Consider the following 25,646-nt stretch of genomic DNA (forward strand, 5'->3'; position numbering starts at 1 on the left):
ACGCGGTGACTCAGCGGGACAGTCGCTTCTTCAGCAGCTTCGCCTGCTCGCCCGCGCGCGGGCTGTCGCCGGCGACGAGCTTGCCGCGGGACGCGCGGCGCGTGTCGACGACGGCGCCGATGGCCAGGGCGAGGGTGATGGCCCAGCTGGCCCAGCCGAGCGCCGTGCGCCAGGTGAACGGCTCGTCGTCCCGCAGTCCGCGCAGCAGGGTGATGCCGCCGGTGACGGCGCTGATGAGACCGGTTCCGAAGAGGTACTTGCGCATCCCCCCACGGTAGTGCCCGCGCCGGGACGCGAACGGGACTTGACACGGCGACCGCGTTCGCCCGCGCCCGCAACCCCCTGGCCCGTCCGAGGCCCGCTGTTAGCCTGGAACGACATCCGCAACAGGGGAGCACTTGTGCCGCAGGCTGATCTTGTCGTCGTCGCCAACCGCCTTCCGGTGGACCACGACGAGACCGTCGACGGCGGCTGGCGTCGTTCGCCCGGAGGCCTCGTCACGGCCCTGGAGCCGGTCATGCGCCGTGCCGACGGCGCCTGGGTCGGCTGGCCGGGGCGCGCCGGACTGAAGGCGGAGCCGTTCGAGTTCGACGGCACGCAGCTCGTGCCGGTCGAGCTCTCCGACGAAGAGGTCGAGCTCTATTACGAGGGCTTCTCGAACGACACCATCTGGCCGCTCTACCACGACGTCATCGCCGCCCCGCGCTACCGCCGGCAATGGTGGGAGTCGTACGTGCAGGTGAACGAGCGATTCGCGGATGCCGCGGCATCCGCCACCGCAGAAGGCGGCACCGTCTGGGTGCAGGACTATCAGCTGCAGCTCGTGCCGCAGCTGCTCCGGCAGGCGCGACCCGACCTCACGATCGGGTACTTCCACCACATCCCGTTCCCGGCATACGGGCTGTACTCGCAGCTCCCGTGGCGCCGGCAGGTGCTGGAGGGGCTCCTCGGCGCCGACGTCATCGGCTTCCAGCGCGTCGCCGACGCCGGCAATTTCGCTCGGGCCGTGCGCCGGCAGCTCCGCTACGAGACGAAGGCGTCGGGGATCACCGTGCCGCAGCCCGACGGCACGACGCGCACCGCGGTGGCGCGGGCGTTCCCGATCTCCATCGACACCGCCTCCTACGAGGAGCTCGCCCGTCGTGACGACGTGCGCGCCCGCGCGGCCGAGATCCGCGAGAGCCTCGGCAACCCGAAGCACATCCTGCTCGGCGTCGACCGGCTCGATTACACGAAGGGCATCCGTCATCGCCTCAAGGCCTTCGGCGAGCTGCTCCAGGACGGCCGGCTCGACGTGGAGGACGTCACCCTCGTGCAGGTCGCCAGCCCCAGCCGCGAGCGCGTGGCGGCCTACGTGCAGCTGCGCGACGAGATCGAGCTGACGGTCAGCCGCATCAACGGCGACTACGACACGATGGGCCACAGCGCCATCCGCTACCTGCACCAGGGCTACCCGCGCGAGGAGATGGTGGCGCTGTTCCTCGCCGCCGACGTGATGCTCGTCACGGCGCTCCGCGACGGCATGAACCTGGTCGCGAAGGAGTACGTCGCGTCGCGTGTCGACAATCGCGGCGTGCTCATCCTGAGCGAGTTCGCCGGTGCGGCCGACGAGCTCAGCAGTGCGCTGCGCATCAACCCGCACGACATCGGCACCCTCAAGGACACGATCATGCAGGCGGTCGAGATGTCTCCGTCGGAGCAGGGGCGCCGCATGCGCGCGCTCCGCAAGAAGGTGCGCGACAACGACGTGGAGAAGTGGTCGCGCGACTTCCTCGCCGCCCTCGACACCGCGCGCAACCGCAACACGGCAGCCCGGTCGGAGGTCGCATCATGACCGCGCACGACTGCGACGCGGGCCTGGAGCCCGACGCCCTCGCCGCCCTCGAGCGGATCGCCGGCACCGACGTGCTGCTCGTCGCCCTCGACTTCGACGGCACGCTGTCGCTGCTGCAGAAGGAGCCGATGAAGGCGCGCATGCTCCCCCAGGCACGTGCCGCCGTCGACGCGCTGGCCGCCCTGCCGCGCACGGTCGTCGCGCTCGTGTCCGGACGCACGATCGAGGATCTCGCCGTCATCTCGGAGCACGGCGACGACAGCCCGATCGACATGGCCGGCTCGCACGGAGCCGAATTCTTCATCGCCGGCGAGCGGATCGCCGTCGCCGAGGACGACCCGGACGCCGTCGACCTCCGCGACGAGCTGCGGGCCAGGGCCGAGCGCGAGCTCGCCGACCTCGACGGGGTCTGGGTGGAGCCCAAGACCTACGGCTTCGGCGTGCACACCCGCGGTGCCTCCGACGGCGACGCCGCGCTGGCACTGGAGACGGCTGACGCGATCGTCGCCGAACGGGCGCCGGAGTGGCGCCGCCGAACGGGTCACAGCATCGTGGAGTACTCCTTCCGACAGGAGGGGAAGGACGCTGCGCTCCGCGTGCTGCGGGAGCGCCTGTCGGCCACGGCGGTGCTGTTCGCCGGCGACGACACGACCGACGAGGACGCACTCGCATCCCTCCGCGGCGACGATCTCGGCATACGCGTGGGGGAGGGCGACACCGCCGCGGCGGTGCGCGTTCCGGACGCGGCGACGCTGTCGTCCGCGCTGGCCGTCCTCGCGCGGCTGCGGGCCGCCGCGACGGCATAGGCGGTCCCCGCGCGGGAATAGACTCGCACCATGCCCGAGCACGATGCCTCCGCACCCATCGACATCAAGCCCCGCAGCCGCGTCGTCACCGACGGCATCGAGGCCACGACCTCGCGCGGTATGCTCCGCGCCGTCGGAATGGGCGACGCCGACTGGGATAAGCCGCAGATCGGCATCGCGTCCAGCTGGAACGAGATCACCCCCTGCAACTTGAGCCTCGACCGCCTCGCGCAGGGCGCCAAGGAGGGCGTGCACGCCGGCGGCGGCTACCCGCTCCAGTTCGGCACGATCTCGGTCTCCGACGGCATCTCCATGGGCCACGAGGGCATGCACTTCTCCCTCGTCAGCCGTGAGGTCATCGCCGACTCCGTCGAGACCGTGATGATGGCCGAGCGCCTCGACGGCTCCGTGCTGCTCGCCGGCTGCGACAAGTCGATCCCCGGCATGCTGATGGCCTCGGCGCGCCTCGACCTCTCGAGCGTCTTCCTGTACGCCGGCTCGATCGCCCCGGGCTGGGTGAAGCTGTCCGACGGCACCGAGAAGGACGTCACGATCATCGACTCGTTCGAGGCGGTCGGCGCGTGCCTCGCCGGCAAGATGAGCGAAGCCGACCTCAAGCGCATCGAGTGCGCGATCGCGCCCGGCGAGGGTGCCTGCGGCGGCATGTACACGGCGAACACGATGGCCTCGGTCGCGGAGGCGCTCGGTCTCAGCCTCCCCGGCTCCGCCGCACCGCCCTCGGCGGACCGTCGTCGCGACTACTTCGCCCACCGCTCGGGCGAGGCCGTCGTCAACCTGCTCCGTCAGGGGATCACGACCCGCGACATCCTCACCAAGGAGGCGTTCGAGAACGCGATCGCCCTCGCGATGGCACTCGGCGGCTCGACCAACGTCGTGCTGCACCTGCTGGCGATCGCCAACGAGGCCGAGGTCGAGCTCGACCTGCACGACTTCAACCGCATCGGCGACAGGACGCCGCACGTGGCCGACATGAAGCCGTTCGGCCAGTACGTCATGAATGACGTCGATCGCCACGGCGGCATCCCCGTCATCATGAAGGCCATGCTCGACGAGGGCCTGCTGCACGGCGACGCGCTCACCGTGACCGGCAAGACGCTCGCGGAGAACCTCGCCGACCTGAACCCCGACCCGGTGGACGGCACGGTCATCCACTCGTTCGACGACCCGATCCACGCGACGGGCGGCATCACAATCCTGCACGGCACCATGGCGCCGCAGGGCGCGGTCGTCAAGTCCGCCGGCTTCGACGGGAACGTCTTCGAGGGCCCCGCGCGCGTCTTCGAACGCGAGCGTGCCGCGATGGACGCGCTGGAGGCGGGCGAGATCGCCGCCGGCGACGTCGTCGTCATCCGCTACGAGGGCCCGAAGGGCGGTCCCGGCATGCGCGAGATGCTCGCGATCACGGCCGCCATCAAGGGCGCTGGCCTCGGAAAAGATGTATTACTCTTGACGGACGGCAGATTCTCAGGCGGCACAACCGGCCTGTGCATCGGCCACATAGCACCCGAAGCCGTGGACGCAGGTCCGATCGCCTTCGTGGGCGATGGTGATCTGATACGGGTCGATATCGCGGCTCGCACTCTCGACCTACTCGTCGACGAGGCCGAGCTGAGCTCCCGCCGCTCCGGCTGGGAGCCGCTTCCTCCGCGCTACACCCGAGGCGTCCTGGCCAAGTACTCCAAGCTCGTGCACTCCGCCGCGGAAGGCGCCGTCACGGGCTAGGCCCCCGACATCCGCTCACTCTCCATCGAGGTCGATCCCCAATGCCCGTCGATACCGCCACGGCCGTGCCACGGCCGCCTGCCCGCACCTCCTCCGCCGCCCCGATGATGACGGGCGCCCAGGCCGTCGTCCGCTCGCTCGAGCTGCTCGGCGTCACCGACGTCTTCGGCCTGCCCGGCGGCGCCATCCTGCCCGTCTACGACCCGCTCATGGACAGCACCGACCTCAGGCACATCCTGGTGCGCCACGAGCAGGGCGCCGGCCACGCCGCGGAGGGGTACGCCTCGTCGTCGAATCGCGTCGGGGTGGCCATCGCCACCTCCGGCCCCGGAGCGACCAACCTCGTGACCGCCATCGCCGACGCCTACATGGACTCGGTGCCGGTCGTGTTCATCACCGGCCAGGTCTTCTCGACGCTGATGGGCACGGACGCGTTCCAGGAGGCCGACATCGTCGGCATCACCATGCCGATCACCAAGCACTCCTTCCTGGTGAAGGACGCGGCGGAGATCCCCGGCGCGCTGGCCGCCGCCTTCGAGATCGCCGGCACCGGTCGTCCGGGGCCGGTCCTGGTGGACATCACCAAGGACGCCCAGCAGGCCGAGGTGCCCTTCGTCTGGCCGCCTAAGGTCGACCTCCCCGGCTACCGTCCGGTCACCAAGGCGCACGGCAAGCAGATCCAGGCCGCCGCGCAGCTGCTGGCCTCCGCCAAGAAGCCGGTGCTCTACGTCGGCGGCGGCGTGATCCGCTCGAAGGCGTCCGCCGAGCTGCTGAAGCTCGCTGAGGCCACCGGTGCGCCCGTCGTCACGACACTCATGGCCCGCGGCGCGTTCCCCGACTCGCACCCGCAGCAGCTGGGCATGCCCGGCATGCACGGCACGGTGCCGGCGGTGCTCGCGCTGCAGGAGGCCGACCTCCTCGTCTCGCTCGGTGCCCGCTTCGACGACCGCGTGACCGGCAAGGCCGCGCTCTTCGCGCCGAACGCCAAGGTCGTGCACGTCGACATCGATCCGGCCGAGATCTCCAAGATCCGCACGGCCGACGTGCCGATCGTGGGCGACCTGAAGGACGTCCTCGTCGACCTGGAGGCCGCGTACCGCGCAGCCGCCGACGGCGCGGCGCCCGACACGGGGGAGTGGTGGTCCTACCTCGACGGCCTCCGCGAGGAGTTCCCGCTGGGCTACGCGCCCACCACCGACGGCCTCCTGTCCCCGCAGCACGTGATCTCCCGCATCGGCGAGATCACCGGTCCGGAGGGCGTCTTCGCCGCCGGCGTGGGACAGCACCAGATGTGGGCGGCGCAGTTCATCAAGTACGAGCGCCCGAACGCGTGGCTGAACTCCGGCGGCGCCGGCACCATGGGCTACGCGGTGCCCGCGGCCATGGGAGCCAAGGTCGCCCAGCCCGAGCGCCACGTCTGGGCGATCGACGGCGACGGCTGCTTCCAGATGACCAATCAGGAGCTCGCCACCTGCGCGATCAACAACATCCCGATCAAGGTCGCGATCATCAACAACTCCTCGCTGGGCATGGTGCGCCAGTGGCAGACGCTGTTCTACGACGGCCGTTACTCGCACACCAACCTCAACACCGGCGCGGGCTCGATCCGCATCCCCGACTTCGTGAAGCTCGCCGAGGCGTACAACTGCCTGGCGATCCGCGTGGAGCGCGAGGACGAGGTGGATGCCGCGATCAAGCTCGCCCTCGAGACGAACGACCGCCCCGTGGTCATCGACTTCGTGGTGAGCGCCGACGCGATGGTGTGGCCGATGGTCCCCCAGGGCGTCAGCAACAGCTACGTGCAGTACGCCCGCGAGCACTCGCCCGCATTCGACGAGGAGGCCTGAGATGCCCAGCCACGTGTTGAGTCTCCTCGTGGAGGACAAGCCCGGTCTGCTCACGCGCGTCGCGGGGCTGTTCGCCCGCCGCGGCTTCAACATCGAGTCGCTCGCGGTCGGCGTGACCGAGGTGCCGGGACTGTCGCGCATCACGGTCGCCGTCGACGTCGAGGAGCTCCCGCTCGAGCAGGTGACCAAGCAGCTGAACAAGCTCGTGAACGTCATCAAGATCGTCGAGCTCGACCCTGCCCAGTCGGTGCAGCGCGACCACATCCTGGTCAAGGTGCGCGCCGACAACGCCACCCGCTCGAACGTGGTCGAGGTCGTCAACCTCTTCCGCGCCTCGATCGTCGACTACGCCCCCGACGCCGTCGTGGTCGAGGTCACCGGAGATCGCGGCAAGGTCGACGCCTTCCTCAAGGCGGTGGAGCCCTTCGGCATCAAGGAGCTCGCGCAGTCGGGCCTCGTGGCCGTCGGCCGCGGCGGCAAGAGCATCACCGAGCGCGTCCTGCGCGGCTGAACACCCCCGAGCGTCTCGTCTCGCTTCGCTCGCCCAACGACCCGAGTAATCAACAAGGAGATACCCACATGGCCGAAATGTTGTACGACGACGATGCCGACCTCAGCATCATCCAGGGCAAGAAGGTCGCGATCGTCGGCTACGGCTCGCAGGGCCACGCCCACGCGCAGAACCTCCGCGACTCCGGCGTCCAGGTCGTCATCGCGCTGAAGGACGGCTCGAAGTCCGCCGCGAAGGCGCAGGAGGACGGCTTCGAGGTCAAGTCCGTCGCCGACGCGACCGAGTGGGCCGACCTCATCATGATCCTGGCGCCCGACCAGCACCAGCGCTCGATCTTCAGCGACTCGATCAAGGACAAGCTGACCGCGGGCAAGACGCTCGCCTTCGCCCACGGCTTCAACATCCGCTTCGGATACATCGACGCGCCCGACGGCGTCGACGTGATCCTCGTCGCACCGAAGGCCCCGGGCCACACCGTGCGCCGCGAGTTCGTCGCCGGTCGCGGCATCCCCGACATCATCGCCGTCGAGCGCGACGCCTCGGGCAGCGCCTGGGCCACGGCCCTCTCGTACGCGAAGGCCATCGGCGGCACCCGCGCCGGCGTCATCAAGACCACCTTCACCGAGGAGACCGAGACCGACCTCTTCGGCGAGCAGGCCGTGCTGTGCGGCGGCATGAGCCACCTCGTGCAGGCGGGCTTCGAGACCCTGACCGAGGCCGGCTACCAGCCCGAGATCGCCTACTTCGAGGTGCTCCACGAGCTGAAGCTCATCGTCGACCTCATGTGGGAGGGCGGCATCGCCAAGCAGCGCTGGTCGATCTCCGACACCGCCGAGTACGGCGACTACGTCTCCGGCCCCCGCGTCATCTCGTCCGACGTCAAGGAGAGCATGAAGGGCGTGCTGGCCGACATCCAGTCCGGCGCGTTCGCCGAGCGCTTCATCAAGGACCAGGATGCCGGAGCGCCCGAGTTCCTCGAGCTCCGCGAGAAGGAGCAGGGTCACCCGATCGAGGCGACCGGCCGCGAGCTGCGCGGGCTCTTCGCCTGGAAGCAGCAGGACTCCGACTACACCGAGGGTTCCGCCGCACGCTGAGCCGCGGCATCCGTCCGCACCGGAGGGCCGGGTCCGTCAGGGCCCGGCCCTCCGTCGTGCACCGCTACTCTGAAGCCATGGCACCGGACCGCACGCCGCGCGACCGCGACGACGACGCGCTCAGCTGGGGCGATGACGATCCCACGCTCGACACGGGCGTCTCCGCCCGCGACGAGGCGTCGCACATCGATGCGGCGCCGCGCGCGGAGCCGCTGCCCAGCGGGTACACGGCCGTCGGCCGCGGCACGAAGGACGGCGCGCCGGTGCCGACCGAGACCACCCCCGCCCCCGGGGCCGCCGATGCGGCCGTCGCGACGACGGAGGATGCCGCGTCCCCGGCCTCGATGAGCAGCCCTGCGCTGCTCGCGCTCGGCGTCATCGGCGGCGTCTACCTGCTCTTCGCGATCGGCTGGCTCATCGGCGGCTCGCGCCTGCAGGGCGTGGCCGGCTTCCTGGTCGACCCGTCGGGGGTCGCCCCGCCGCTGTGGACCGGCGGCAACCTCGTCGCCCTCTGGCTCGCGGTGCTGGCCCCGGTGATCTGGTTCGGCACCGTCTACTGGCTCACGAGGTCCAGCCGCGCCTGGGTGCGCTGGGCGCTGCTCGCGCTCGGGGTCATCCTGCTCGTGCCCTGGCCGTTCGTCATGGTGGGAGCCGCGGGATCATGAGCGCCGTCACGTCGAACACGCCCGTTCCGGCACGCCGGTCGGCGCTGCCCACCTGGGCGGTCACCGCCATCGCCGGCTTCTTCGGGCTCTTCTACGCCTTCGTCGTGTGGAACGCCGTCACCCTGCTGATCTATCAAGCCTCCGGAGCCTTGGGCATCAACGGGCTCGGCTGGATCGTGCTGCTGATCGCGGTCGTCTTCCCGATGGTCGCCTTCGGCATCGCCTTCGCGCTGGCCCGCCGGCGCGGGGTGCTTCCGTTCTGCGCGATCATGCTCACCGGACTCGCGATCGTCGCGGTGTTCTGGACGAACATCCTCGCCTACGCGTACGCGTACGGCGGCTCGCTCCTCGGCGGCTGAGGGCGTCACACGGTCGGGGGGCCGTGGCGGCCCGCGATAAGGTGAAACGGCCGTCCCGCGCTCGTCGGATGCGGCATCCTCCTCTCCGTCTGCCCGTCGGCGCCCGCCGACCGCATCCCGAAGGACCCTCGTGCCCAAGCCCGTCGTGCTGATCGCCGAAGAACTCTCTCCCGCCACCATCGACGCGCTCGGACCGGACTTCGACGTCCGTTCCGTGGACGGCACCGACCGACCCGCTCTGCTGGCCGCGCTGGCCGACGCCGCCGCCGTGCTGGTGCGCTCCGCCACGAGGATCGACGCCGAGGCGATCGCCGCGGCACCCGCACTGCAGGTCGTCGCCCGCGCCGGAGTGGGCCTCGACAACGTCGACATCCCCGCAGCCACCACCGCGGGCGTGATGGTCGTCAACGCGCCGACGTCGAACATCATCTCGGCCGCCGAGCTCACCGTCGGCCACATCCTCAGCCTCGCCCGCCACATCCCCGCCGCCCACGCCGCGCTGCAGGACGGCAAGTGGAAGCGCAGCGCCTACACCGGCACCGAGCTGTTCGAGAAGACGGTCGGCATCATCGGCCTCGGGCGCATCGGCGCACTCATCGCCGCCCGCCTGCAGGCCTTCGACATGCGCGTCATCGCCTACGACCCCTACGTCACCAGCGCGCGCGCCCAGCAGCTCGGCGTGCAGCTCGTCGAGCTCGACGCGCTGATCGAGCAGAGCGACTTCGTCACCATCCACATGCCCAAGACGCCGGAGACGACCGGCATGATCGGCGCGGCGCAGTTCCGCCGCATGAAGCCGACCGCGTACGTGGTCAACGTCGCGCGCGGCGGCCTCATCGACGAGAGCGCGCTGTACGAAGCCCTCACGACCGCCGAGATCGCCGGCGCGGGACTCGACGTGTTCACGTCGGAGCCGCCCGTCGAGGGCGGCACGGCCGCTCGTCTGCTCGACCTGCCGAACGTCGTCGTCACCCCGCACCTCGGCGCGTCCACCGACGAGGCTCAGGAGAAGGCGGGCGTCTCGGTCGCCAACTCCGTGCGCCTCGCGCTCGGCGGCGACCTCGTCCCCGACGCGGTGAACGTCGCCGGCGGCGCCATCGACCCCTACGTGCGGCCCGGCATCCCGCTGGTCGAGAAGCTCGGCCAGATCTTCGCCGCCCTCGCCCACTCGCCGCTCACGAGCCTCGACGTCGAGGTGCACGGCGAGCTGCAGGGCTACGACGTCAGCGTGCTCAAGCTCGCGGCGCTCAAGGGCGTGTTCACGAACATCGTGAGCGAGACGGTCTCTTACGTGAACGCCCCGCTGCTCGCCGAGCAGCGCGGGGTCGAGGTGCGGCTCCTGGTTGACGACGTCAGCGACGAGTACCGCAACGTCATCACCCTGCGCGGCGCGCTGTCCGACGGCTCGCAGCTGTCGGTGTCGGGAACGCTGACCGGCACCAAGCAGACCGAGAAGATCGTCGACATCAACGGCTACGCCGTGGAGCTCCCGATCGAGAAGCACCACATCGTCATGCTCTACACCGACCGGCCGGGCATCGTGGCCGTCTACGGTCAGAAGCTCGGCGAGGCGGGCATCAACATCGCCGGCATGCAGATCGCGCGCCGGAACGCGGGCGGACAGGCGCTCTCCGTGCTGACGGTCGACTCGCCGGTGCCCGACGCGCTGCTCGACGAGGTGCGCTCGGCGATCTCCGCCGACCTGTTCCGTCAGATCGAGATCACAGCGTCCTGAACGGCGCCGGCCTGAACGCGGGCGCCCGGCGTCACGACCGGATGGCCCGCTCGACCAGCGCGATGAGCGCCTCCATCGCCGGCCCGCGGGGCACGGGCCCCGGGATGTTCCCCCCGGCGAGCGAGTTGTTGAAGTAGAGCCCGTCGCTCACGAGCATGACGAGGTCGAGCGCGGCGCCGTCGGGCGCCGCCGGACGGATGGCGGCCGCCCATCGCTCGCGGATGTCGCGCAGCGCGTCGGCGGCCTGGGCGCTGCCGCCCTGCGCGAGGCGCGCCGTGGCGAGGATCACTCGATCGAGCGGGTCGTTCTCCATCACGGACGTGCGCAGGAAGTGCGCCACCGGGCCGTCGGGAGCCGAGGCCATCCCGGCGACGTCCTCGTCTACGAGCCGGACGAGACGCTCCAGGATGCCGGCCGCCAGCGCGTCCTTCGAGGCGAAGTGGTAGAGCAGCCCGCCCTTGGAGACGCCGGCGGCCTTCGCCGTGGCATCCATCGTCGCCGCTCGCGCGCCCTCGTCGACGAGGAGCGCCTCGAAGGCATCGAGCACCTTCTCACGGGCGAGGGGAGGTCTGCTCATGGGCTCGATCGTATCGACGGGGGCGTGCGCATTCTGATAGTGTACCGGCTGGACGGTATAGAAACGGAGCAGGACATGACCGGCACGATCACGGCGGCGATTCGCGCGGAGCGCCAGGAGCGCGTGGGCTGGCGCGGCTGGGCTGCCCTCGCGGTGCTCATGCTGCCGGTGCTGCTGGTGTCGGTGGACAACACCGTCCTGAGCTTCGCGCTGCCGGCCATCGCCGTGGACCTGGAGCCCACCAGCATCCAGCAGCTCTGGATCGTCGACGCCTACCCCCTCGTGCTCGCGAGCCTCCTCGTGACGATGGGCACGATGGGCGACCGCTTCGGGCGACGTCGGATGCTGCTCATCGGCGCGCTCGGATTCGGCGCCGTCTCGGCGGCCGCGGCCTTCGCGCCGTCCGCCGAGCTGCTGATCGCCGCCCGCGCGCTGATGGGTGTCTTCGGCGCGATGCTGATGCCGTCGACGCTGTCGCTGCTGCGGACGATCTTCACCGACCGGGAGCAGCGCCGCCTCGCCATCGCGGTCTGGGCCGCAGGCTTCTCCGCGGGCTCGGCCCTCGGACCGATCGTGGGCGGCATCCTGCTCGAGCACTTCGCGTGGGGCGCGGTCTTCCTCCTCGCCGTGCCGGTGCTCATCCCGCTGCTCGTGCTGGTGCCGGTGCTCGTCCCCGAGACGCGCGATCCGAATCCCGGCCGCATCGACGTCGCGAGCATCGCGCTGTCGCTGGCCGCCATGGTGCCGATCGTCTACGCGATCAAGGAGGTCGCCGTGGAGGGGCTCGCGAGCGCCGCACCGGTGCTGTTCGCCGTCGGGCTCGTGTTCGCGGTGCTCTTCGTGCGCCGCCAGCTGCGACTGGAGACGCCCATGCTCGACATGGAGCTCTTCCGCCGTCCCGCCTTCAGCGGCGCCATCCTCGTGAACCTGCTCAGCGTCGTCGGACTCGTCGGCTTCCTCTACTTCGTCGCCCAGCACCTGCAGCTCGTCGTCGGACTGTCGCCGCTCAACGCGGGCCTCGCCCTGCTGCCGGGACTCCTGGCCATGATCGTCGCCGGGCTCCTGGTCGTGCCGATCGCGCGCCGCGTCGCGCCGCGCGTCGTCGTGCCGGCCGCCCTGGTGTTCTCGGTGGTCGGCTACGTCATCGTCGCCCTCACCGCAGCCGACAACGCGCTGCCGCTGCTGATCGCCGCGTTCGTCGCGCTCGGCATCGGCATCGGGTCGGCCGAGACGGTCTCCAACGAGCTGATCCTCGCGAACGCCCCGCCCGCAAAGGCAGGTGCCGCCAGCGCGGTGTCGGAGACGGCGTACGAGCTGGGCGCCGTGCTCGGCACGGCGGTGCTCGGCGGCCTCCTCACGGCCCTGTACCGCGCGAACCTCTCGCTGCCCGCCGGGCTGCCCGCTGAGGCGGCGGACGCCGCCCGCGAGACCCTGGGCGGCGCGGTCGCCGCGGCGGACGGACTCGACGGCGCGATGGGGCAGGCGCTGCGGGATGCCGCGGCGCACGCCTTCGATGCCGGCGTGGGCGTGACCGCGCTCATCGGCGCGGGACTCATCGTCGTGGCGGCGCTCATCGCGGCCACTACCCTGGGAGGACGCCCGAACAGGGAGCACGTCACGCACTGACCGCGCTCCCGCCCCAACGAGGAGAGCGATGTCGTCCGCCGAGACCCCCACGACCATCCGCCTGGCGGTCATCGCCGGCGACGGGATCGGTCCGGAGGTGGTGGCTGAGGCGGAGAAGGTGCTGGATGCCGCGACCGCGGGCCGCGGCATCCGCTTCGACAAGACGCGCTTCTCGCTCGGAGCCGCACGCTTCCTGGAGACGGGGGAGACTCTCACCGACGAGGACCTCGAGGCCATCCGAGGGCACGACGCGATCCTCCTGGGCGCCGTCGGCGGTGTGCCCGGCGACCCGCGTCTGAAGAACGCCAACATCGAGCGCGGGCTGCTGCTGAAGCTGCGGTTCGAGCTGGACCACTACGTCAATCTGCGTCCGTCGAAGCTGTACCCGGGTGCGCCGGGACCTCTGGCCGATCCGGGCGAGATCGACTTCGTGGTCGTCCGCGAGGGCACCGAGGGCCCCTACGTGGGCAACGGCGGCTCGATCCGCCGCGGGACGCCGCACGAGGTCGCCAACGAGACCTCGGTGAACACCGCCTACGGCATCGAGCGGGTCGTGCGGTATGCCTTCGACCTCGCCGAGCGGCGCCGGAACAAGCTGACTCTGGTGCACAAGACGAACGTGCTCGTGCACGCGGGCGGCATGTGGCAGCGGATCGTCGACGCCGTGGCGGCGGAGCACCCGGGAGTCGCCGTAGACTACCTGCACGTCGACGCGGCCACCATCTTCCTGGTCACGAACCCCGATCGCTTCGACGTCATCGTCACCGACAACCTCTTCGGCGACATCCTCACGGATCTGGCAGGCGCCGTCACCGGCGGCATCGGCCTCGCCGCCTCCGGGAACATCAACCCGGACGGCGCCTTCCCCTCGATGTTCGAGCCCGTCCACGGCTCGGCGCCGGACATCGCCGGACGGGGGATCGCCGACCCCACGGCCGCGATCCTCTCCGTCGCCCTGCTGCTCGATCACCTCGGGCTGCGGGACGAGGCGGCCCGCGTGACCCGCGCCGCCGAGGACGACATCGCCGCCCGCGACGGCTCTTCGCGCTCCACCGCGCAGATCGGCGACGCCCTCGCCGCGCGGCTTCAGGCTTAGCCTTCACACACCTCTCGACTCTCAGGACACGACATGACACTCATCGACTCCAACCCGGACTCCGACCTCGCCCCGCTCGAGTTCGCCGTCACCCGCAACCTCGCGGCGAAGTCTCCCGCGCAGCGCGAGGAGATCCTCGCCGCCCCCGGTTTCGGCGTGCACTTCACCGACCACATGGTCGACATCTGCTGGTCGGTCCGGGGAGGCTGGCACCGTCCGCGCGTCTCGCCCTACGGTCCGATCTCGCTCGATCCGGCGGCGGCGGTGCTGCACTACGGTCAGGAGATCTTCGAGGGCATCAAGGCCTACCGGCACGCCGACGGCTCGGTGCACACCTTCCGCCCCGACCAGAACGCCCGCCGACTGCAGCGCAGCGCGCGCCGCCTGGCGCTCCCGGAGCTGCCGGCGCCGTACTTCATCCAGGCCCTCAAGGAGCTCATCGCGGTCGACGGCGCCTGGGTGCCGTCGGGCGAGGACCAGAGCCTCTACCTCCGGCCGTTTATGTTCGCGAAGGAGGCCTTCCTCGGCGTCCGGCCCGCGCACAAGGTCGCCTTCTACGTGATCGCATCGCCCGCGGGCGCCTACTTCAAGGGCGGCGTGCAGCCGGTGTCGATCTGGCTCAGCGAGGACTACGCCCGCGCCGGGAAGGGCGGCACGGGGGCGGCGAAGACCGGCGGCAACTACGCCGCCAGCTTGCTGCCGCAGTCTGAGGCCTACGAGAACGAGTGCGACCAGGTGGTCTTCCTCGACGCCGATCGCAACGTCGAGGAGCTCGGCGGCATGAACATCGTGTTCGTGCACAAGGACGGCACGCTGGTGACCCCGCAGTCCGACTCGATCCTCGAGGGCATCACACGCGACTCGATCCTCCAGCTCGCGGTCGACCGCGGTCACAAGGTGGAGGGTCGCGACGTGTCCCTCGCCGAGTGGCGGGAGGGCGTGGCATCCGGCGACATCGTCGAGGTGTTCGCGTGCGGCACGGCCGCCGTGGTGACGCCCATCGGACTGCTGAAGGGTCGTGGCTTCTTCGACGAGCAGCCCACCGGCACGCTCGCGCTCGAGCTGCGCGAAGAGCTGACCGACATCCAGTACGGGCGCGCCGAGGACAAGCACGGCTGGCTCCTGCGCCTCGACGCGTGACGTCGCCGCTCCAAAGCTGTTCTCTTTCCCGCGAGACTGCACGTGCGCGGCGAAACCTAGGGGATTCCCCTCGGGGTCGTCAGTCCGGTGCAGTCTCGCGGGGCAACGGGGGAGCGGTCGTGCGGCTGTGCGGTCTCGGTAGGGTGAAGCGGTGAAGATCGCACGCTTCAGTCACCGGGACAGCATCCGCTACGGCATCCTCGACGACGGCGAGTTCGTCGTCCTCGCGGGCGACCCGCTCTTCGCGGGGTTCGACACGACGGGCGAACGCGTGCCCGTCGGCGACGCCGTGCTCCTGGCGCCGGTGATCCCGCGGTCGAAGGTGGTGTGCGTCGGCAAGAACTACCGCGACCACGCCGCCGAGATGGGGGGAGAGGCTCCCGCCGAGCCGCTCCTGTTCCTCAAGCCGAACACCGCGGTGATCGGCCCGGGCGACACCATCGTGCGCCCTCGGCAGAGTTCGCAGACGGATCTCGAGGGCGAGCTGGCCGTGGTCATCGGCTCCATCGCGAAGGACGTCGCCGCCGAGCGCGCGCACGAGGTGGTGTTCGGATACACGATCGCCAACGACGTCACCGCCCGCGACCTGCAGCGCAGCGACGGCCAGTGGGCGCGGGCCAAGGGCTTCGACACGTTCTGCCCCCTCGGACCCGTCATCGAGACCGAGTTCGACCCGTCGTCGGGCGCGATCGAATCGCGGGTGAACGGCGAGGTGCGTCAGCGCGGTGACCTGTCGGAGATGGTGCACACCGTCGCCGACATCATCGCCTACGCCTCCGCCGCCTTCACGCTCCTGCCCGGCGACGTCGTGCTCACGGGCACGCCCGCGGGCGTCGGCCCGTTCACGGCCGGCGATGTGGTCGAGGTCGAGATCGCCGGACTCGGCACGCTCCGCAACACCGTCCGCGACGCCTGAGACCCGGGAGCGCAGCGATGACGGGCACCGCCGCCGGTCGCCGGGTGATCGACGGCCGCGATGCCGTGGCCGTGAGGGGCATCCAGCGGCGCACCGTCGCGGTGCTCGCCGCCGGCCAGGTGCTCGGCGGTCTCGCGTTCGGAGCGACCGTCTCCCTCGGTGCGGTGCTGGCGCAGCAGCTCTCCGGACAGGACGCCCTGTCGGGACTGGCCACGGCGGGGGTGACGCTCGGGACGGCGATCCTCGCCATCCCGCTCGCACGCCTCGCCCGCGCGCGCGGGCGACGGCTCGCCCTCAGCGTCGGCATGCTGATCGCCCTCGTCGGAGTGGTCATTGTCGTCACCGCGGTGCGTGCGGCATCCTTCCCCCTGCTCCTGGTCGGCTTCGGCCTGATCGGTTCGGGTCAGGCCGCGAACCTGCAGTCGCGCTTCGCCGCGACGGACCTCGCGACGGATGCCACGCGCGGCCGGGATCTGTCCGTCGTCGTCTGGGCGACCACCCTGGGGGCTGTGCTCGGCCCGAACCTCGTCGGTCCGGGCACTGCTGTCGGCGACATGCTGGGCATGCCGCCCCTCACGGGCCCGTTCGCCCTCACCGTGGTCGCACAGGTGCTCGCCGTCGTGCTGTACCTCGTCGCGCTCCGTCCCGATCCGCTCCTGCTGGCCGCGCGGGTGTCGGCGGCGGCCGCCTCCGCGGGTGGGGCGGCGCCGCGACCCGATCGGCCGGTCGCCGCCCGCTACGCGATCTTCGCCGTCGCGGGCGCCCACGGCGTCATGGTCGCCGTCATGGCGATGACCCCGGTGCATCTGCTCCACCTCATGCACGGCGAGGGCGATGCGGCATCCATCACCGTCATCGGGTTCACGATCAGCCTGCACATCGCGGGCATGTACGCCCTGTCGCCCGTCTTCGGCATCCTCGCCGACCGGATCGGCCGCGTGCCCGTGATCCTCGTCGGTCAGGGCCTGCTGCTGGTGTCGCTCCTCATCGCCGCCTTCGGCCAGGACAGCACGACGGCGGTCACCGTGGCGCTCGTCGTGCTGGGCCTCGGCTGGAGCGCATCGACCGTGGCGGGCTCCGCACTGCTCACCGAGGCGTCCTCCGTCGCCCTCCGCACCCGTCGTCAGGGCCGCAGCGACCTGACGATGAGCCTGGTCGGGGCGGCCGGCGCGATCCTGGCAGGGGTCGTGCTGGGACTGATCGGGTACGGCGGTCTGGCGCTGGTCGCGCTGATCATCGTCGCCGTGGTCGTCGCGCTCTCGCCGCTCGCCCGACGACGCGCCTGACTCAGACCCCCAGGGCTCGCAGCGCCCGGTCGACGTCCGCGGCGTCGTTGAAGACGTGGAAGGCGACGCGCGCACGACCCGCCCGCCCTGACGCGGTGATGCCCGCGGCGGCGAGACGTGCGAGGTCGCATCCGGTCGGATCGGTCCAGGTCACGATCGCCGACGGGCGGGCCGCAGCATCCATGCCACGACCACGTCGGAACCGCTCGGCGAGGCTCGTCGTGTGCGCGAAGACGGCCCCCGCGTCGAGCGAGGCGAACAGCGCGAGTGCGGGCTCGGCGCCGAGGAAGGCCTGCCATGCCGGCGAGACGTCGAATCGGCGGGCGTCCGGGGCGAGCTCGACGTCGCCGCCGTAGCAGGAGGTCCACGGGTCGTCGCCGGCGTACCAGCCGGCGAAGATCGGCCGCGTGGATGCCACCACCCCGGGCGACGCGGTGAAGAAGGCCACGCCGCGCGGTGCGCAGAGCCACTTGTAGGTGTGGCACACGGTCATATCGAACATCGCCGCGTCCACCGGCATCCACCCGACCGCCTGCGTGACATCGCAGAAGGTCGGTGCGCCGACGGATGCCGCGGCCCGCGCGATCGCGTCGGCATCGGCCACGTCGCCGGTCGCCGACTGCACGAGCGAGAAGGCGACCAGGGCGGTGTCCGCGCGCACGGACGCCGCCAGGTCGGTCAGGGGAGCCGTCCGCACCGTGATCCCACGGCCGGCCCGCACGAACGGCACGACCAGTGACGAGAAGTCGCCCTCGGCGCACAGCACCTCGGCGCCGTCGGGGAGGGACGCGGCGACGAGTGCCGCGTACACGGACGTCTGGGAGCCGATCGCCACGCGCGCCGGGTCGACGCCGACCAGGCCGGCGTACAGGCCGCGCGAGCGCTCGACGGCCGCCGTGTACGCGACCGGATCCGGCCGGCCCGCGGCCCAGGCGTCGAGGTGGACGCGCATCCCCTCGACGGCCGCGGTCGGCGGAAGCCCCAGCGTGCAGGCCGCGAGATAGTCGCGGCCGCCGGTGAACGCTTCCCGTCCCACGTCGAGGACGGGATCGGCGACGAGTGCGGCGGGCATGGGTCCAGCATCCCGGCGCCCGTCGCATTCGTCTACGGCCGGTTTCTCATGCGATCCATGCCGTCTTGTTATGCTCGCCCACGTGACCGACAGCCAGCTCGCGGACCCCGACATCGATGTGCAGGCATTGCGCGTCATCAAGGCCATCGCCGACGGCGGCTCGATCACGTCGGCCGCCGCCGCGCTCGGCTACAGCCAGCCCGCGGTCTCGCAGCAGATGAAGCGGCTCGAGCGACGCCTCGGCGTGCCCCTGGTCGAGCGGGCGGGCCGCGCCGTGCGTCTGACCGAGGCGGGACGCGTCCTCGCCCGGCACGCGCCCGCCGTCACGACCGCGCTCGACGCCGCGGCCGAGGAGCTCGACGCCCTCCGCGGCCTCCGCGCCGGGACCGTGCGTCTCGTCGGCTTCCCGTCGGCCTCGCCCACCCTGGTGCCGCGTCTGCTCGCCGACCTCGCGGCGTCGCACCCGGGAGTGACGCTCACCTACGTCGAGGCCGAACCCGCCGAGGCCGTGGCCGCCGTCCGCGAGGACCGCGCCGACATCGCGCTGACCTTCAGCTACCCCGGTGACCGCGACGATCCGCACCGCACGAGCGCGCGCGGTCTGTCGGTGCGCACCGTCGGGGTCGACGAGCTGCTGGCGGTGCTGCCGGTCGGCCACCCGGCGGTGCGCGAGGGACGTGTGGAACTGCGGGCGCTGGCGGAGGAGGACTGGATCGCGGGCTGTCCGCAGTGCCGCGGTCACCTGCTCGAGGTCTGCGGCCGTGCGGGGTTCGTCCCGCGCATCACCTTCGAGACCGACAACGTCGTCGCGGTCGAGGGGCTGGTGGCTCAGGGGATCGGTGTGGCGACGCTGCCCCGGCTGGGCGTGGCGTCCTTCCCGCTCCTGCCCGGCGTCGTCACCGCCGTGCTGCCCGCCGGCGACGAGCGCACGCTCCACGTGGTCACCGCGCACGGCGCCGACCGCGTGCCGTCGGTGCGGACGACCCTGGCCGCCCTCGTCCGCGTCGTCGAGAGCGCGGACGCTCCGGGGGACGTGCGCCGCCGCGGCTAAACTGGAGCGGATGTCTTCTGCACCGGATCCCCGCACCACGACCGCCACCGGCTCCGAGGTGCGCGTGCGCTTCTGCCCCTCACCGACCGGCCTCCCGCACGTCGGACTCGTCCGCACGGCGCTCTTCAACTGGGCGTACGCCCGCCATCACGGCGGGAAGCTCGTCTTCCGCATCGAGGACACCGACGCGGCGCGCGACAGCGAGGAGAGCTACCTCCAGCTGCTCGATGCCCTGCGCTGGCTCCACATCGACTGGGACGAGGGCGTCGAGGTCGGCGGCCCGCATGCCCCATACCGGCAGTCGCAGCGCCACGACCTCTACCGCGACGTGCTGGAAAGGCTCATCGCGAGCGGCGCCGTCTACGAGAGCTACTCGACGGCCGAGGAGATCGACGCCCGCAACGCCGCCGCCGGCCGCGCGAAGCAGCTGGGGTACGACAACTTCGATCGCGACCTCACCGACGAGCAGCGTGCGGCGTTCCGCGCCGAGGGCCGCGAGCCCGCGTGGCGCCTGCGCGTGCCCGATCACGACCTCACCTACGTCGACCTCATCCGCGGCGAGGTCACCTTCCCCGCGGGGTCGTTCCCCGACTTCGTGATCGTCCGCGCCGGCGGCATCCCGCTCTACACGTTCGTGAACCCCGTCGACGACGCGCTGATGGGCATCACCCACGTGCTCCGAGGCGAGGATCTCATGCCGTCCACCGCTCGCCAGCTCGCGCTCTACAGCGCTCTGATCGACGCCGGGGTGACGACCTACATCCCGCGCTTCGCCCACATGCCGCTGGTGCTCGGCGACGGCACGAAGAAGCTCTCCAAGCGCGACCCGCGCGCCGACCTCTTCCTCCAGCGCGACAAGGGCTTCATCCACGAGGGTCTGCTGAACTACCTGGCGCTGCTGGGCTGGTCGATCGGACCGGACCGCGACGTGTTCTCGCTCGACGAGTTCACGGCGGCGTTTGACATCGAGAAGGTGAATCCGAACCCGGCCCGCTTCGATCAGAAGAAGGCGGAGTCGATCAACGGAGATCACATCCGGATGCTGGCGGCCGAGGACTTCGCGGAGCGCATCGTGCCCTACCTCGCTCAGGCGGGGCTCGTCGAGCCCGAGCCGACGCCGCAGCAGCGCGCGCTGATCGCCGTGTCCGCGCCGCTCGTGCAGGAGCGGGTCCAGCTGCTGGGGGAGGTGCCGGCTCTGCTGGGCTTCCTGTTCGTCGACGAGGTCGCCTACGACGAGGAGGCCGTCGCGGCGCTGCCCGCCAACGCCCGCGAGGTGCTGGTCGCCTCGGTCGGCGCGCTTGAGCTGGTGCCGGAGTCGGAGTTCGCGGCTGCGGCGATCCAGGAGGCGCTGTCCGGTGCCCTCATCGAGGGCCTCGGACTCAAGCCGCGCGTCGCCTACGGTCCGCTGCGCGTGGCCGTCAGCGGTCGTCGCATCTCCCCGCCGCTGTTCGAGTCGATCGAGCTGCTCGGTAAGGCCGAGTCGCTGCGGCGGCTGGGCGCTCTGGTCGAGCGCGGATGACCTCTCGGTTTGGCGGAGGCGCGCTCGTCGCGTAGAGTTGATCCTCGGCACGGACTTGCTTCCGCCGCCTTGGGGTATGGTGTAATTGGCAACACGGAGGTTTCTGGTACCTTTGTTCTTGGTTCGAGTCCAGGTACCCCAGCCAGTGTGAAACCCCCGCTCAGCGGGGGTTTTCTGGTTTCCACGGTCGGTTCGGAATCGGTCGCCGCGGCCTCCGTCGGCCCGGCGATAATGATGCGATGGACGCCGGACTGATCGCCACCGACGACGACGCCGCCGAGCGGGAGCTCGAGCAGCTGCGTCGGCGGGCCTACGGCCCCGCCGCCGACATCGCCCGTGATCCGGACGCCCTGCGCCGTCTGGAGGCGCTGGAGCAGATCGTCCGCACGCGCGCCGCCGAGCGCGACGTCGACGACCGCGCGCCCGTGACGCGCGTCGCGCAGCCCGTCGGCGGTCCCACGCCGCCGCGCGGGACGGTGGCGACGGTGGCCGCGGCCGATGTGCCGGCCTCGCCCGGCGCGACGGCCGGCGCGAGCTCCACGGTGCCGGCCGGGGCCGCGAGGGCACCCGGTCCGGGCCACGTCGTCTCGTGGTGGCGGCGGCGATCGGTCTGGGTCGCGGCAGTGGCCGGTGCGGCCGTGGAGGCCGCCGCGGTCTGGGGCGGCATGACCCTGCTCGCTCCGCAGCCCGCCGCGACGCTCCAGGCCGTGTCCAGCACCGCGGAGGAGCGGCTCTCCGCCTTCGACGACGGCTACGCGCAGTCCTACGGCATCGAGGAGAGCGATGCCCAGCGGTTCGAGACCTACCGCGGCGTCACCGTCTGGGTCGCCCCGACGCGGACGGGCGGTTCCTGCCTCGTCGTCACCACCGACACCGTCGGCACCTACGGAGGGGCCTGCGTGCCGCGCGGCATGGAGCCGATGTTCGATCTGATGGTCTACCAGGGCATGGTGCCCGAGGTGGTGGAGGGTCTGCCCGTCGGGAGCGTGGCGCGCTTCACCTACCGCGACGGGACGATCCTCGTCGACGAGGCCATCGGCAGCCAGTTCAGCTGAGAGGCGGGTCGTCGCCGGCGATCTCCCGGAGCGCGGCATGTCCTTCGCGATGCGCCGCCGGGTCGTCGTCGCCGTGGGCGATGAGCAGGAGCGCCATCGCGACGGCCCACGCGCGCGCCCGCGTCCACAGCGCGTGATCCGCCGGCGACCCGTACGCGCTGCGGAACGACGCGCGTCCCGTCGCGTCGAAGGCGAGCCACGCGATGGCGAGGTCGTAAGCGGGATCGCCGGCGGTGACGTCGCCGAAGTCGATGAGTGCCCGGAGCCGGTCGCCTCGCACGATCAGGTTGCCGGGATGCACATCGCCGTGGATCCATACCGGTGCCGCGCTCCACGCGGGTGCGGCGACCCCGGCCTGCCAGACGGTCTCCGCGGCGCGGCGCACCTCGACCGACAGCCGGCGGGACACTGCGGCGACGCGCGCCGTCACGGCGTCGGATCGGCCGGACAGCGGCCCGCCCCGGAAGGGGTTCGGCGGGTACTCTGCGGGCGCGGGGGAGTGCAGCGCGAAGATCGCCCGCCCGAGTGCTCCCGCCCACGCGGAACGACCGGCCCGGTCGGTCGTCGAGGCGGAGATGCCGTCGAACCACGGGACGACGCTCCACGCCCACGGGTATCCGTGACCCGGCGCGCCGGCGAGAACGGGCTCGGGCACGTCGACACCCTCGGCGCGCAGTCGCGGCCCGAGCAGCGGCAGCACCTGCTGCTCGTGGAGCACGAGCGGCGCGGCGAGGGCGCGCCGCGGCATCCGCACCGCGAGGTCGTCCCCCAGCCGCCAGAGCTCGCAGTCCCATCCGCTGCCCGCGCGCCGAAGGGGAGCGGATGCCGCGGCCCCCAGGTGCGCGGCTTGGCTCCGCACCAGCGACCGCACGAGTTCCGCGGTGATCACGACCTCGGCGGCGGGGATCGTGGACATCGTCCGACGGTATCGCGCCGTCGTCGTACGGCGAGCGTCGTGACGGGGAGTCCTGCCCATCGCGGCCGGGGCGAGGCATCCGTAGGTTCGCTGTCGGAGGTGGTCGCTGTGGGGATGATGCTGCCGAACGAGCTCGTGTGGATCATGGAGAAGCTCGGGTTCGAATGGCCGGACGTCGACGAGGACGAGGTGCGCAAGGGGGCGACCCTCGTGCGCAATCTGGGCACCGATCTCGAGAGCGTGATCCAGGCCGTCGACACCAAGGTCAACGGCGATCTCGCCGGCGCGCTCATCGAATTCGTACGGAACAACGCGGGCGTCGATCTCATTGACAGCAGCCGCAACGTCGTGCTCCGATAATTTGGAGATGATGGTGGAGATCTCGGACTTCGCAGTGCACGCGCCCGTTCCCCGCGAGATCATCGAGGAGTACCGGGGCCGCGTCCCCGATGAACTCGTCGAGGTCTGGGAGAAGTACGGATTCGGCACGTTCGGCCACGGCTTCCTGCGCGTCATCGATCCCCACCTCTACGAGGAGAAGGTCGGCGACTGCATCGGCAAGACCCAGGGTGACGGCATCGCCATCCCCATCATGGTCACCGGCCTCGGCGACCTCATCACATGGGAGCCCGGTCTCGGCGTCGTCGGCATCCTGTTCCGGGAAGGCCGGACGACCGGACTCAGCACCACACTCGACGACTTCCTGTTCATCGTGGATCTCGACGGACCCGACGAGCTCTCCGCCAGCCTGCACTGGGATCTCTTCCCGGAGGCCGTCGCTGCGCACGGCGAGCTCGCCTTCGACCAGTCGTTCATCTTCGTCCCCCTGCTGTCGCTGGGCGGCGAGGCGAAGGTGGAGAACCTGCACAAGCGCGAGACGATCGCGTCGATCCAGGTCGCCGTCGACCTGCAGGGCGTCATCGGGCACTGATCCCGGTTCTGAGCCCGCCGGAGGAGCGGGTGCATGGTCGTGCCGAGCCATGTTGTTTTCTGTTGTATTGACTCTTCCCTTGTGTGGTTCTGTGTTGTAACGTGTGGACACGGAACAAGGGAGTCAGGGTGTACGCGACGGAGCGACAAGAGGTCATCGAGCGGATGCTGCTGCAGTCCGGGCGCGTCGGCGTGCTCGAGCTCGCCACCCACTTCGACGTCACCACCGAGACCGTCCGTCGCGATCTGGACGCACTCGAACGCTCCGGCGCCCTGCGCCGCGTGCACGGCGGCGCCGTGCCCCTCGACCGCGCGAGCCTCGTCGAGCCCTCGGTGGCCGACCGCGTCGCGCGACACAGCGACTCGAAGCGCTCCATCGCCCACCGCGCGCTCGATGTGCTGGGGGAGGACTTCCGCGGCTCGATCTTCTTCGACGCCGGCACCACGACGAACGCGGTGGCCGATCAGCTCGCCGCCCGCCTCATCGCGACCCGCGGCACGGCCGAGGTGGTCACCCACTCCCTCTTCCTGGCCCACACGCTCGCCTCCGTCGAGACCGTCTCGCTGTCGCTGATCGGCGGCCGCGTGCGGGGTGTGACCGCGGCGGCCGTTGGCGCCGAGACGGTCCGCGCCGTCTCCGGCCTGCGTCCGGACATCGCCTTCGTGGCCACCAACGCGCTGTCCGCCGGTTTCGGCGCGAGCACCCCCGACCCGGAGGAGGCGGCCGTCAAGGCCGCGATCGTCCGCAGCGCGCGCCGCATCGTCCTGGTGGCGGACCAGAGCAAGTTCGAGACCGAGCGGCTGGTCTCCTTCGCCGCGCTCTCCGACCTCGACGTCCTCGTCACCGACGCCGAGCCGCCCGCCGTCCTGCGCACCGCGCTCGACGATGCCGACGTGGAGGTGTGGACCGCATGATCGTCACCGTCACCGCCAATCCCTCGCTCGACCGCGCCGTGCGCCTGACGGCGCCGCTCCTCCACGGCGAGGTGCAGCGCGCCGGCGACTCCCGCGAGGATGCCGGCGGCAAGGGCGTCAACGTCGCCCGAGCGCTCACGTCCGCGGGCGTCGAGACCGTCGCCGTGCTGCCGGCCGCCGCGGACGATCCCTACCTGGCGCTCGTCGAGCGCACCGGTGTCGACGTGCGCCGCATCGACGTCGCGGGACGTGTGCGGGCGAACCTGACCATCGCCGACCCCGACGGCACCACGACGAAGATCAACCTGCCCGGGGCGCAGCTCGGCACGGACGAGAAGGCCGCCCTCATCGACGGGATCGTCGCTGCCGCGCGCGGCGCCCACTGGGTGGTGCTGGCCGGCTCGCTTCCGCCCGGAGCCGGCGACGGCTTCTACACCGAGGTCGTCGAGGCGGTCCGTGCCGGATCCGCCGACTCCGCTCCGCGCATCGCCGTCGACACCTCCGGCGCGGCGCTCGCACACGTCGTCGCCCACGCCCGCCCCGACCTGATCAAGCCGAACGAGGACGAGCTCGCCGAGCTCGTCGGCGAGCAGCCCGCCCCCGCGGCGGACGTCCTCGATGCCGCCGTCCGCCAGGCGCGCGAACTCGTCGCGGACCGCGTCGGCGCCGTGCTCGTCACGCTGGGAGCGGACGGGGCGCTGCTGGTGACCGCCGACGAGGTGCTCCGCGCCGCCGCCCCGCGCATCACCGTGGCCAGCACGGTCGGAGCCGGTGACAGCTCGCTCGCCGGCTTCCTCATCGCCGCCGACGGCGGGGGAGACCCCGCCGCGTGCCTGCGCTCGGCCGTCGTGTACGGGGCGGCCGCAGCATCCCTTCCCGGAACCCAGATCCCCACACCCGCCGACGTCCCCGACTGGGACATCGCCGTCACCGCGCTCACCCCCCGCTGAACA

At 71.3% G+C, this 25,646-nt stretch carries 25 protein-coding genes and 1 tRNA gene; 22 read left to right on the forward strand and 4 right to left on the reverse strand.

From position 1 onward, the window contains the following. Positions 1-10: 10 nt before the first annotated feature. A complete protein-coding gene (locus ABC304_RS12160; protein WP_412930975.1) occupies positions 11-265 on the reverse strand; it encodes a hypothetical protein in 255 nt (84 codons plus the stop codon). A 135-nt stretch (positions 266-400) separates the two neighbouring features. Between ABC304_RS12160 and ABC304_RS12165 the strand changes: the two genes are divergently transcribed. The 9 genes from ABC304_RS12165 to serA all read left to right on the forward strand — a co-directional run bounded on the left by ABC304_RS12165 (position 401) and on the right by serA (position 10,594). After that, the gene (locus tag ABC304_RS12165; protein WP_412930977.1) at positions 401-1,834 is read left to right on the forward strand and encodes an alpha,alpha-trehalose-phosphate synthase (UDP-forming); all 1,434 of its coding nucleotides are present in this window, start codon (positions 401-403) and stop codon (positions 1,832-1,834) included. Beyond that, positions 1,831-2,640, forward strand: coding sequence for a trehalose-phosphatase (gene otsB, locus ABC304_RS12170; RefSeq protein ID WP_412930979.1), 810 nt, complete (start codon positions 1,831-1,833; stop codon positions 2,638-2,640). Before ABC304_RS12165 ends, otsB begins: the two co-directional genes overlap by 4 nt. A 30-nt stretch (positions 2,641-2,670) precedes the next feature. Continuing rightward, positions 2,671-4,383 (forward strand): dihydroxy-acid dehydratase, encoded by a 1,713-nt coding sequence (ilvD, locus tag ABC304_RS12175; RefSeq protein ID WP_412930981.1) that lies wholly within the window; start codon positions 2,671-2,673, stop codon positions 4,381-4,383. A 41-nt stretch (positions 4,384-4,424) separates the two neighbouring features. Then, on the forward strand, positions 4,425-6,230 hold the full coding sequence (locus ABC304_RS12180) for an acetolactate synthase large subunit (protein WP_412930983.1): 1,806 nt from the start codon (positions 4,425-4,427) through the stop codon (positions 6,228-6,230). Between the two features lies 1 nt (position 6,231). After that, complete coding sequence (gene ilvN, locus ABC304_RS12185) at positions 6,232-6,741, forward strand: acetolactate synthase small subunit (RefSeq protein WP_412930985.1); 510 nt, start codon at positions 6,232-6,234, stop codon at positions 6,739-6,741. Positions 6,742-6,809: 68 nt separating this feature from the next. Next, entirely contained in the window at positions 6,810-7,835 is a 1,026-nt protein-coding gene (gene ilvC, locus ABC304_RS12190; RefSeq protein WP_127095706.1) for a ketol-acid reductoisomerase, read from the forward strand. 77 nt (positions 7,836-7,912) lie between these two features. Next, a complete protein-coding gene (locus ABC304_RS12195) occupies positions 7,913-8,500 on the forward strand; it encodes a DNA polymerase III subunit gamma/tau (protein WP_412930988.1) in 588 nt (195 codons plus the stop codon). Next, positions 8,497-8,859 (forward strand): bacitracin resistance protein, encoded by a 363-nt coding sequence (locus ABC304_RS12200; protein ID WP_412930990.1) that lies wholly within the window; start codon positions 8,497-8,499, stop codon positions 8,857-8,859. Before ABC304_RS12195 ends, ABC304_RS12200 begins: the two co-directional genes overlap by 4 nt. A gap of 130 nt (positions 8,860-8,989) precedes the next feature. Next, positions 8,990-10,594: a phosphoglycerate dehydrogenase gene (serA, locus tag ABC304_RS12205; RefSeq protein ID WP_412930992.1), complete on the forward strand. Its 1,605-nt coding sequence runs from the start codon at positions 8,990-8,992 to the stop codon at positions 10,592-10,594. A 31-nt stretch (positions 10,595-10,625) separates the two neighbouring features. Here the strand turns inward: serA and ABC304_RS12210 are convergent, their stop codons facing one another. Further along, positions 10,626-11,171, reverse strand: a complete 546-nt coding sequence (locus tag ABC304_RS12210; RefSeq protein WP_412930994.1) for a TetR/AcrR family transcriptional regulator — start codon at positions 11,169-11,171, stop codon at positions 10,626-10,628. A 75-nt stretch (positions 11,172-11,246) separates the two neighbouring features. Here ABC304_RS12210 and ABC304_RS12215 point away from each other — a divergent pair, with 75 nt between their 5' ends. The 5 genes from ABC304_RS12215 (at position 11,247) to ABC304_RS12235 (ending at position 17,235) form a co-directional block, all read left to right on the forward strand. Further along, complete coding sequence (locus tag ABC304_RS12215) at positions 11,247-12,797, forward strand: MFS transporter (RefSeq protein ID WP_412930996.1); 1,551 nt, start codon at positions 11,247-11,249, stop codon at positions 12,795-12,797. A 28-nt stretch (positions 12,798-12,825) separates the two neighbouring features. Continuing rightward, complete coding sequence (locus ABC304_RS12220) at positions 12,826-13,893, forward strand: 3-isopropylmalate dehydrogenase (protein ID WP_412930997.1); 1,068 nt, start codon at positions 12,826-12,828, stop codon at positions 13,891-13,893. Between the two features lie 33 nt (positions 13,894-13,926). Beyond that, positions 13,927-15,033: a branched-chain amino acid aminotransferase gene (locus tag ABC304_RS12225; RefSeq protein WP_412930999.1), complete on the forward strand. Its 1,107-nt coding sequence runs from the start codon at positions 13,927-13,929 to the stop codon at positions 15,031-15,033. A gap of 151 nt (positions 15,034-15,184) precedes the next feature. After that, positions 15,185-15,949, forward strand: coding sequence for a fumarylacetoacetate hydrolase family protein (locus ABC304_RS12230; RefSeq protein WP_412931001.1), 765 nt, complete (start codon positions 15,185-15,187; stop codon positions 15,947-15,949). Positions 15,950-15,966: 17 nt separating this feature from the next. Further along, positions 15,967-17,235 carry an MFS transporter gene (locus ABC304_RS12235; protein ID WP_412931003.1) on the forward strand — a complete coding sequence of 423 codons (1,269 nt, stop codon included), beginning with the start codon at positions 15,967-15,969 and terminating at the stop codon, positions 17,233-17,235. Between the two features lies 1 nt (position 17,236). On the opposite strand, the gene ABC304_RS12240 is transcribed toward ABC304_RS12235, so the two are convergent. After that, positions 17,237-18,307, reverse strand: coding sequence for an aminotransferase class V-fold PLP-dependent enzyme (locus tag ABC304_RS12240; protein WP_412931005.1), 1,071 nt, complete (start codon positions 18,305-18,307; stop codon positions 17,237-17,239). Between the two features lie 82 nt (positions 18,308-18,389). Here ABC304_RS12240 and ABC304_RS12245 point away from each other — a divergent pair, with 82 nt between their 5' ends. From ABC304_RS12245 to ABC304_RS12260, 4 genes are all read left to right on the forward strand, one after another. After that, positions 18,390-19,358, forward strand: coding sequence for a LysR family transcriptional regulator (locus tag ABC304_RS12245; RefSeq protein ID WP_412931007.1), 969 nt, complete (start codon positions 18,390-18,392; stop codon positions 19,356-19,358). A gap of 10 nt (positions 19,359-19,368) precedes the next feature. Next, on the forward strand, positions 19,369-20,877 hold the full coding sequence (gltX, locus tag ABC304_RS12250) for a glutamate--tRNA ligase (RefSeq protein WP_412931008.1): 1,509 nt from the start codon (positions 19,369-19,371) through the stop codon (positions 20,875-20,877). A 70-nt stretch (positions 20,878-20,947) separates the two neighbouring features. After that, a tRNA-Gln gene (locus tag ABC304_RS12255) sits at positions 20,948-21,022 on the forward strand. Positions 21,023-21,116: 94 nt separating this feature from the next. Next, positions 21,117-21,932, forward strand: a complete 816-nt coding sequence (locus tag ABC304_RS12260; protein ID WP_412931010.1) for a hypothetical protein — start codon at positions 21,117-21,119, stop codon at positions 21,930-21,932. Here ABC304_RS12260 and ABC304_RS12265 read toward each other — a convergent pair. After that, a complete protein-coding gene (locus ABC304_RS12265; RefSeq protein WP_412931012.1) occupies positions 21,925-22,848 on the reverse strand; it encodes an aminoglycoside phosphotransferase family protein in 924 nt (307 codons plus the stop codon). The genes ABC304_RS12260 and ABC304_RS12265 overlap by 8 nt on opposite strands. 39 nt (positions 22,849-22,887) lie before the next feature. Between ABC304_RS12265 and ABC304_RS12270 the strand changes: the two genes are divergently transcribed. The 4 genes from ABC304_RS12270 to pfkB all read left to right on the forward strand — a co-directional run bounded on the left by ABC304_RS12270 (position 22,888) and on the right by pfkB (position 25,643). Further along, on the forward strand, positions 22,888-23,208 hold the full coding sequence (locus ABC304_RS12270; protein ID WP_412931014.1) for a hypothetical protein: 321 nt from the start codon (positions 22,888-22,890) through the stop codon (positions 23,206-23,208). A 7-nt stretch (positions 23,209-23,215) separates the two neighbouring features. Beyond that, a complete protein-coding gene (locus ABC304_RS12275; protein WP_412931015.1) occupies positions 23,216-23,779 on the forward strand; it encodes a GAD-like domain-containing protein in 564 nt (187 codons plus the stop codon). 128 nt (positions 23,780-23,907) lie between these two features. Continuing rightward, on the forward strand, positions 23,908-24,693 hold the full coding sequence (locus tag ABC304_RS12280) for a DeoR/GlpR family DNA-binding transcription regulator (RefSeq protein WP_412931017.1): 786 nt from the start codon (positions 23,908-23,910) through the stop codon (positions 24,691-24,693). After that, complete coding sequence (gene pfkB / locus ABC304_RS12285) at positions 24,690-25,643, forward strand: 1-phosphofructokinase (RefSeq protein ID WP_412931019.1); 954 nt, start codon at positions 24,690-24,692, stop codon at positions 25,641-25,643. The genes ABC304_RS12280 and pfkB overlap by 4 nt, the downstream gene beginning before the upstream one ends. The last annotated feature ends 3 nt before the right edge of the window (positions 25,644-25,646 follow it).

This window comes from Microbacterium jepli, assembly GCF_047237905.1.
In the GTDB taxonomy this organism is placed as follows: domain Bacteria; phylum Actinomycetota; class Actinomycetes; order Actinomycetales; family Microbacteriaceae; genus Microbacterium.

Coding starts and splice junctions, on each gene's coding strand:
- pfkB (WP_412931019.1), top strand. CDS start 24,690: ATGATCGTCACCGTCACCGCCAATCCCTCGCTCGACCGCGCCGTGCGC.
- ilvC (WP_127095706.1), top strand. CDS start 6,810: ATGGCCGAAATGTTGTACGACGACGATGCCGACCTCAGCATCATCCAG.
- ABC304_RS12225 (WP_412930999.1), top strand. CDS start 13,927: ATGACACTCATCGACTCCAACCCGGACTCCGACCTCGCCCCGCTCGAG.
- ABC304_RS12200 (WP_412930990.1), top strand. CDS start 8,497: ATGAGCGCCGTCACGTCGAACACGCCCGTTCCGGCACGCCGGTCGGCG.
- ABC304_RS12275 (WP_412931015.1), top strand. CDS start 23,216: ATGATGGTGGAGATCTCGGACTTCGCAGTGCACGCGCCCGTTCCCCGC.
- ABC304_RS12265 (WP_412931012.1), bottom strand. CDS start 22,848: ATGTCCACGATCCCCGCCGCCGAGGTCGTGATCACCGCGGAACTCGTG.
- ilvD (WP_412930981.1), top strand. CDS start 2,671: ATGCCCGAGCACGATGCCTCCGCACCCATCGACATCAAGCCCCGCAGC.
- otsB (WP_412930979.1), top strand. CDS start 1,831: ATGACCGCGCACGACTGCGACGCGGGCCTGGAGCCCGACGCCCTCGCC.
- ilvN (WP_412930985.1), top strand. CDS start 6,232: ATGCCCAGCCACGTGTTGAGTCTCCTCGTGGAGGACAAGCCCGGTCTG.
- ABC304_RS12235 (WP_412931003.1), top strand. CDS start 15,967: ATGACGGGCACCGCCGCCGGTCGCCGGGTGATCGACGGCCGCGATGCC.
- ABC304_RS12160 (WP_412930975.1), bottom strand. CDS start 265: ATGCGCAAGTACCTCTTCGGAACCGGTCTCATCAGCGCCGTCACCGGC.
- ABC304_RS12180 (WP_412930983.1), top strand. CDS start 4,425: ATGCCCGTCGATACCGCCACGGCCGTGCCACGGCCGCCTGCCCGCACC.
- ABC304_RS12220 (WP_412930997.1), top strand. CDS start 12,826: ATGTCGTCCGCCGAGACCCCCACGACCATCCGCCTGGCGGTCATCGCC.
- ABC304_RS12215 (WP_412930996.1), top strand. CDS start 11,247: ATGACCGGCACGATCACGGCGGCGATTCGCGCGGAGCGCCAGGAGCGC.
- ABC304_RS12240 (WP_412931005.1), bottom strand. CDS start 18,307: ATGCCCGCCGCACTCGTCGCCGATCCCGTCCTCGACGTGGGACGGGAA.
- ABC304_RS12195 (WP_412930988.1), top strand. CDS start 7,913: ATGGCACCGGACCGCACGCCGCGCGACCGCGACGACGACGCGCTCAGC.
- ABC304_RS12260 (WP_412931010.1), top strand. CDS start 21,117: ATGGACGCCGGACTGATCGCCACCGACGACGACGCCGCCGAGCGGGAG.
- ABC304_RS12210 (WP_412930994.1), bottom strand. CDS start 11,171: ATGAGCAGACCTCCCCTCGCCCGTGAGAAGGTGCTCGATGCCTTCGAG.
- gltX (WP_412931008.1), top strand. CDS start 19,369: ATGTCTTCTGCACCGGATCCCCGCACCACGACCGCCACCGGCTCCGAG.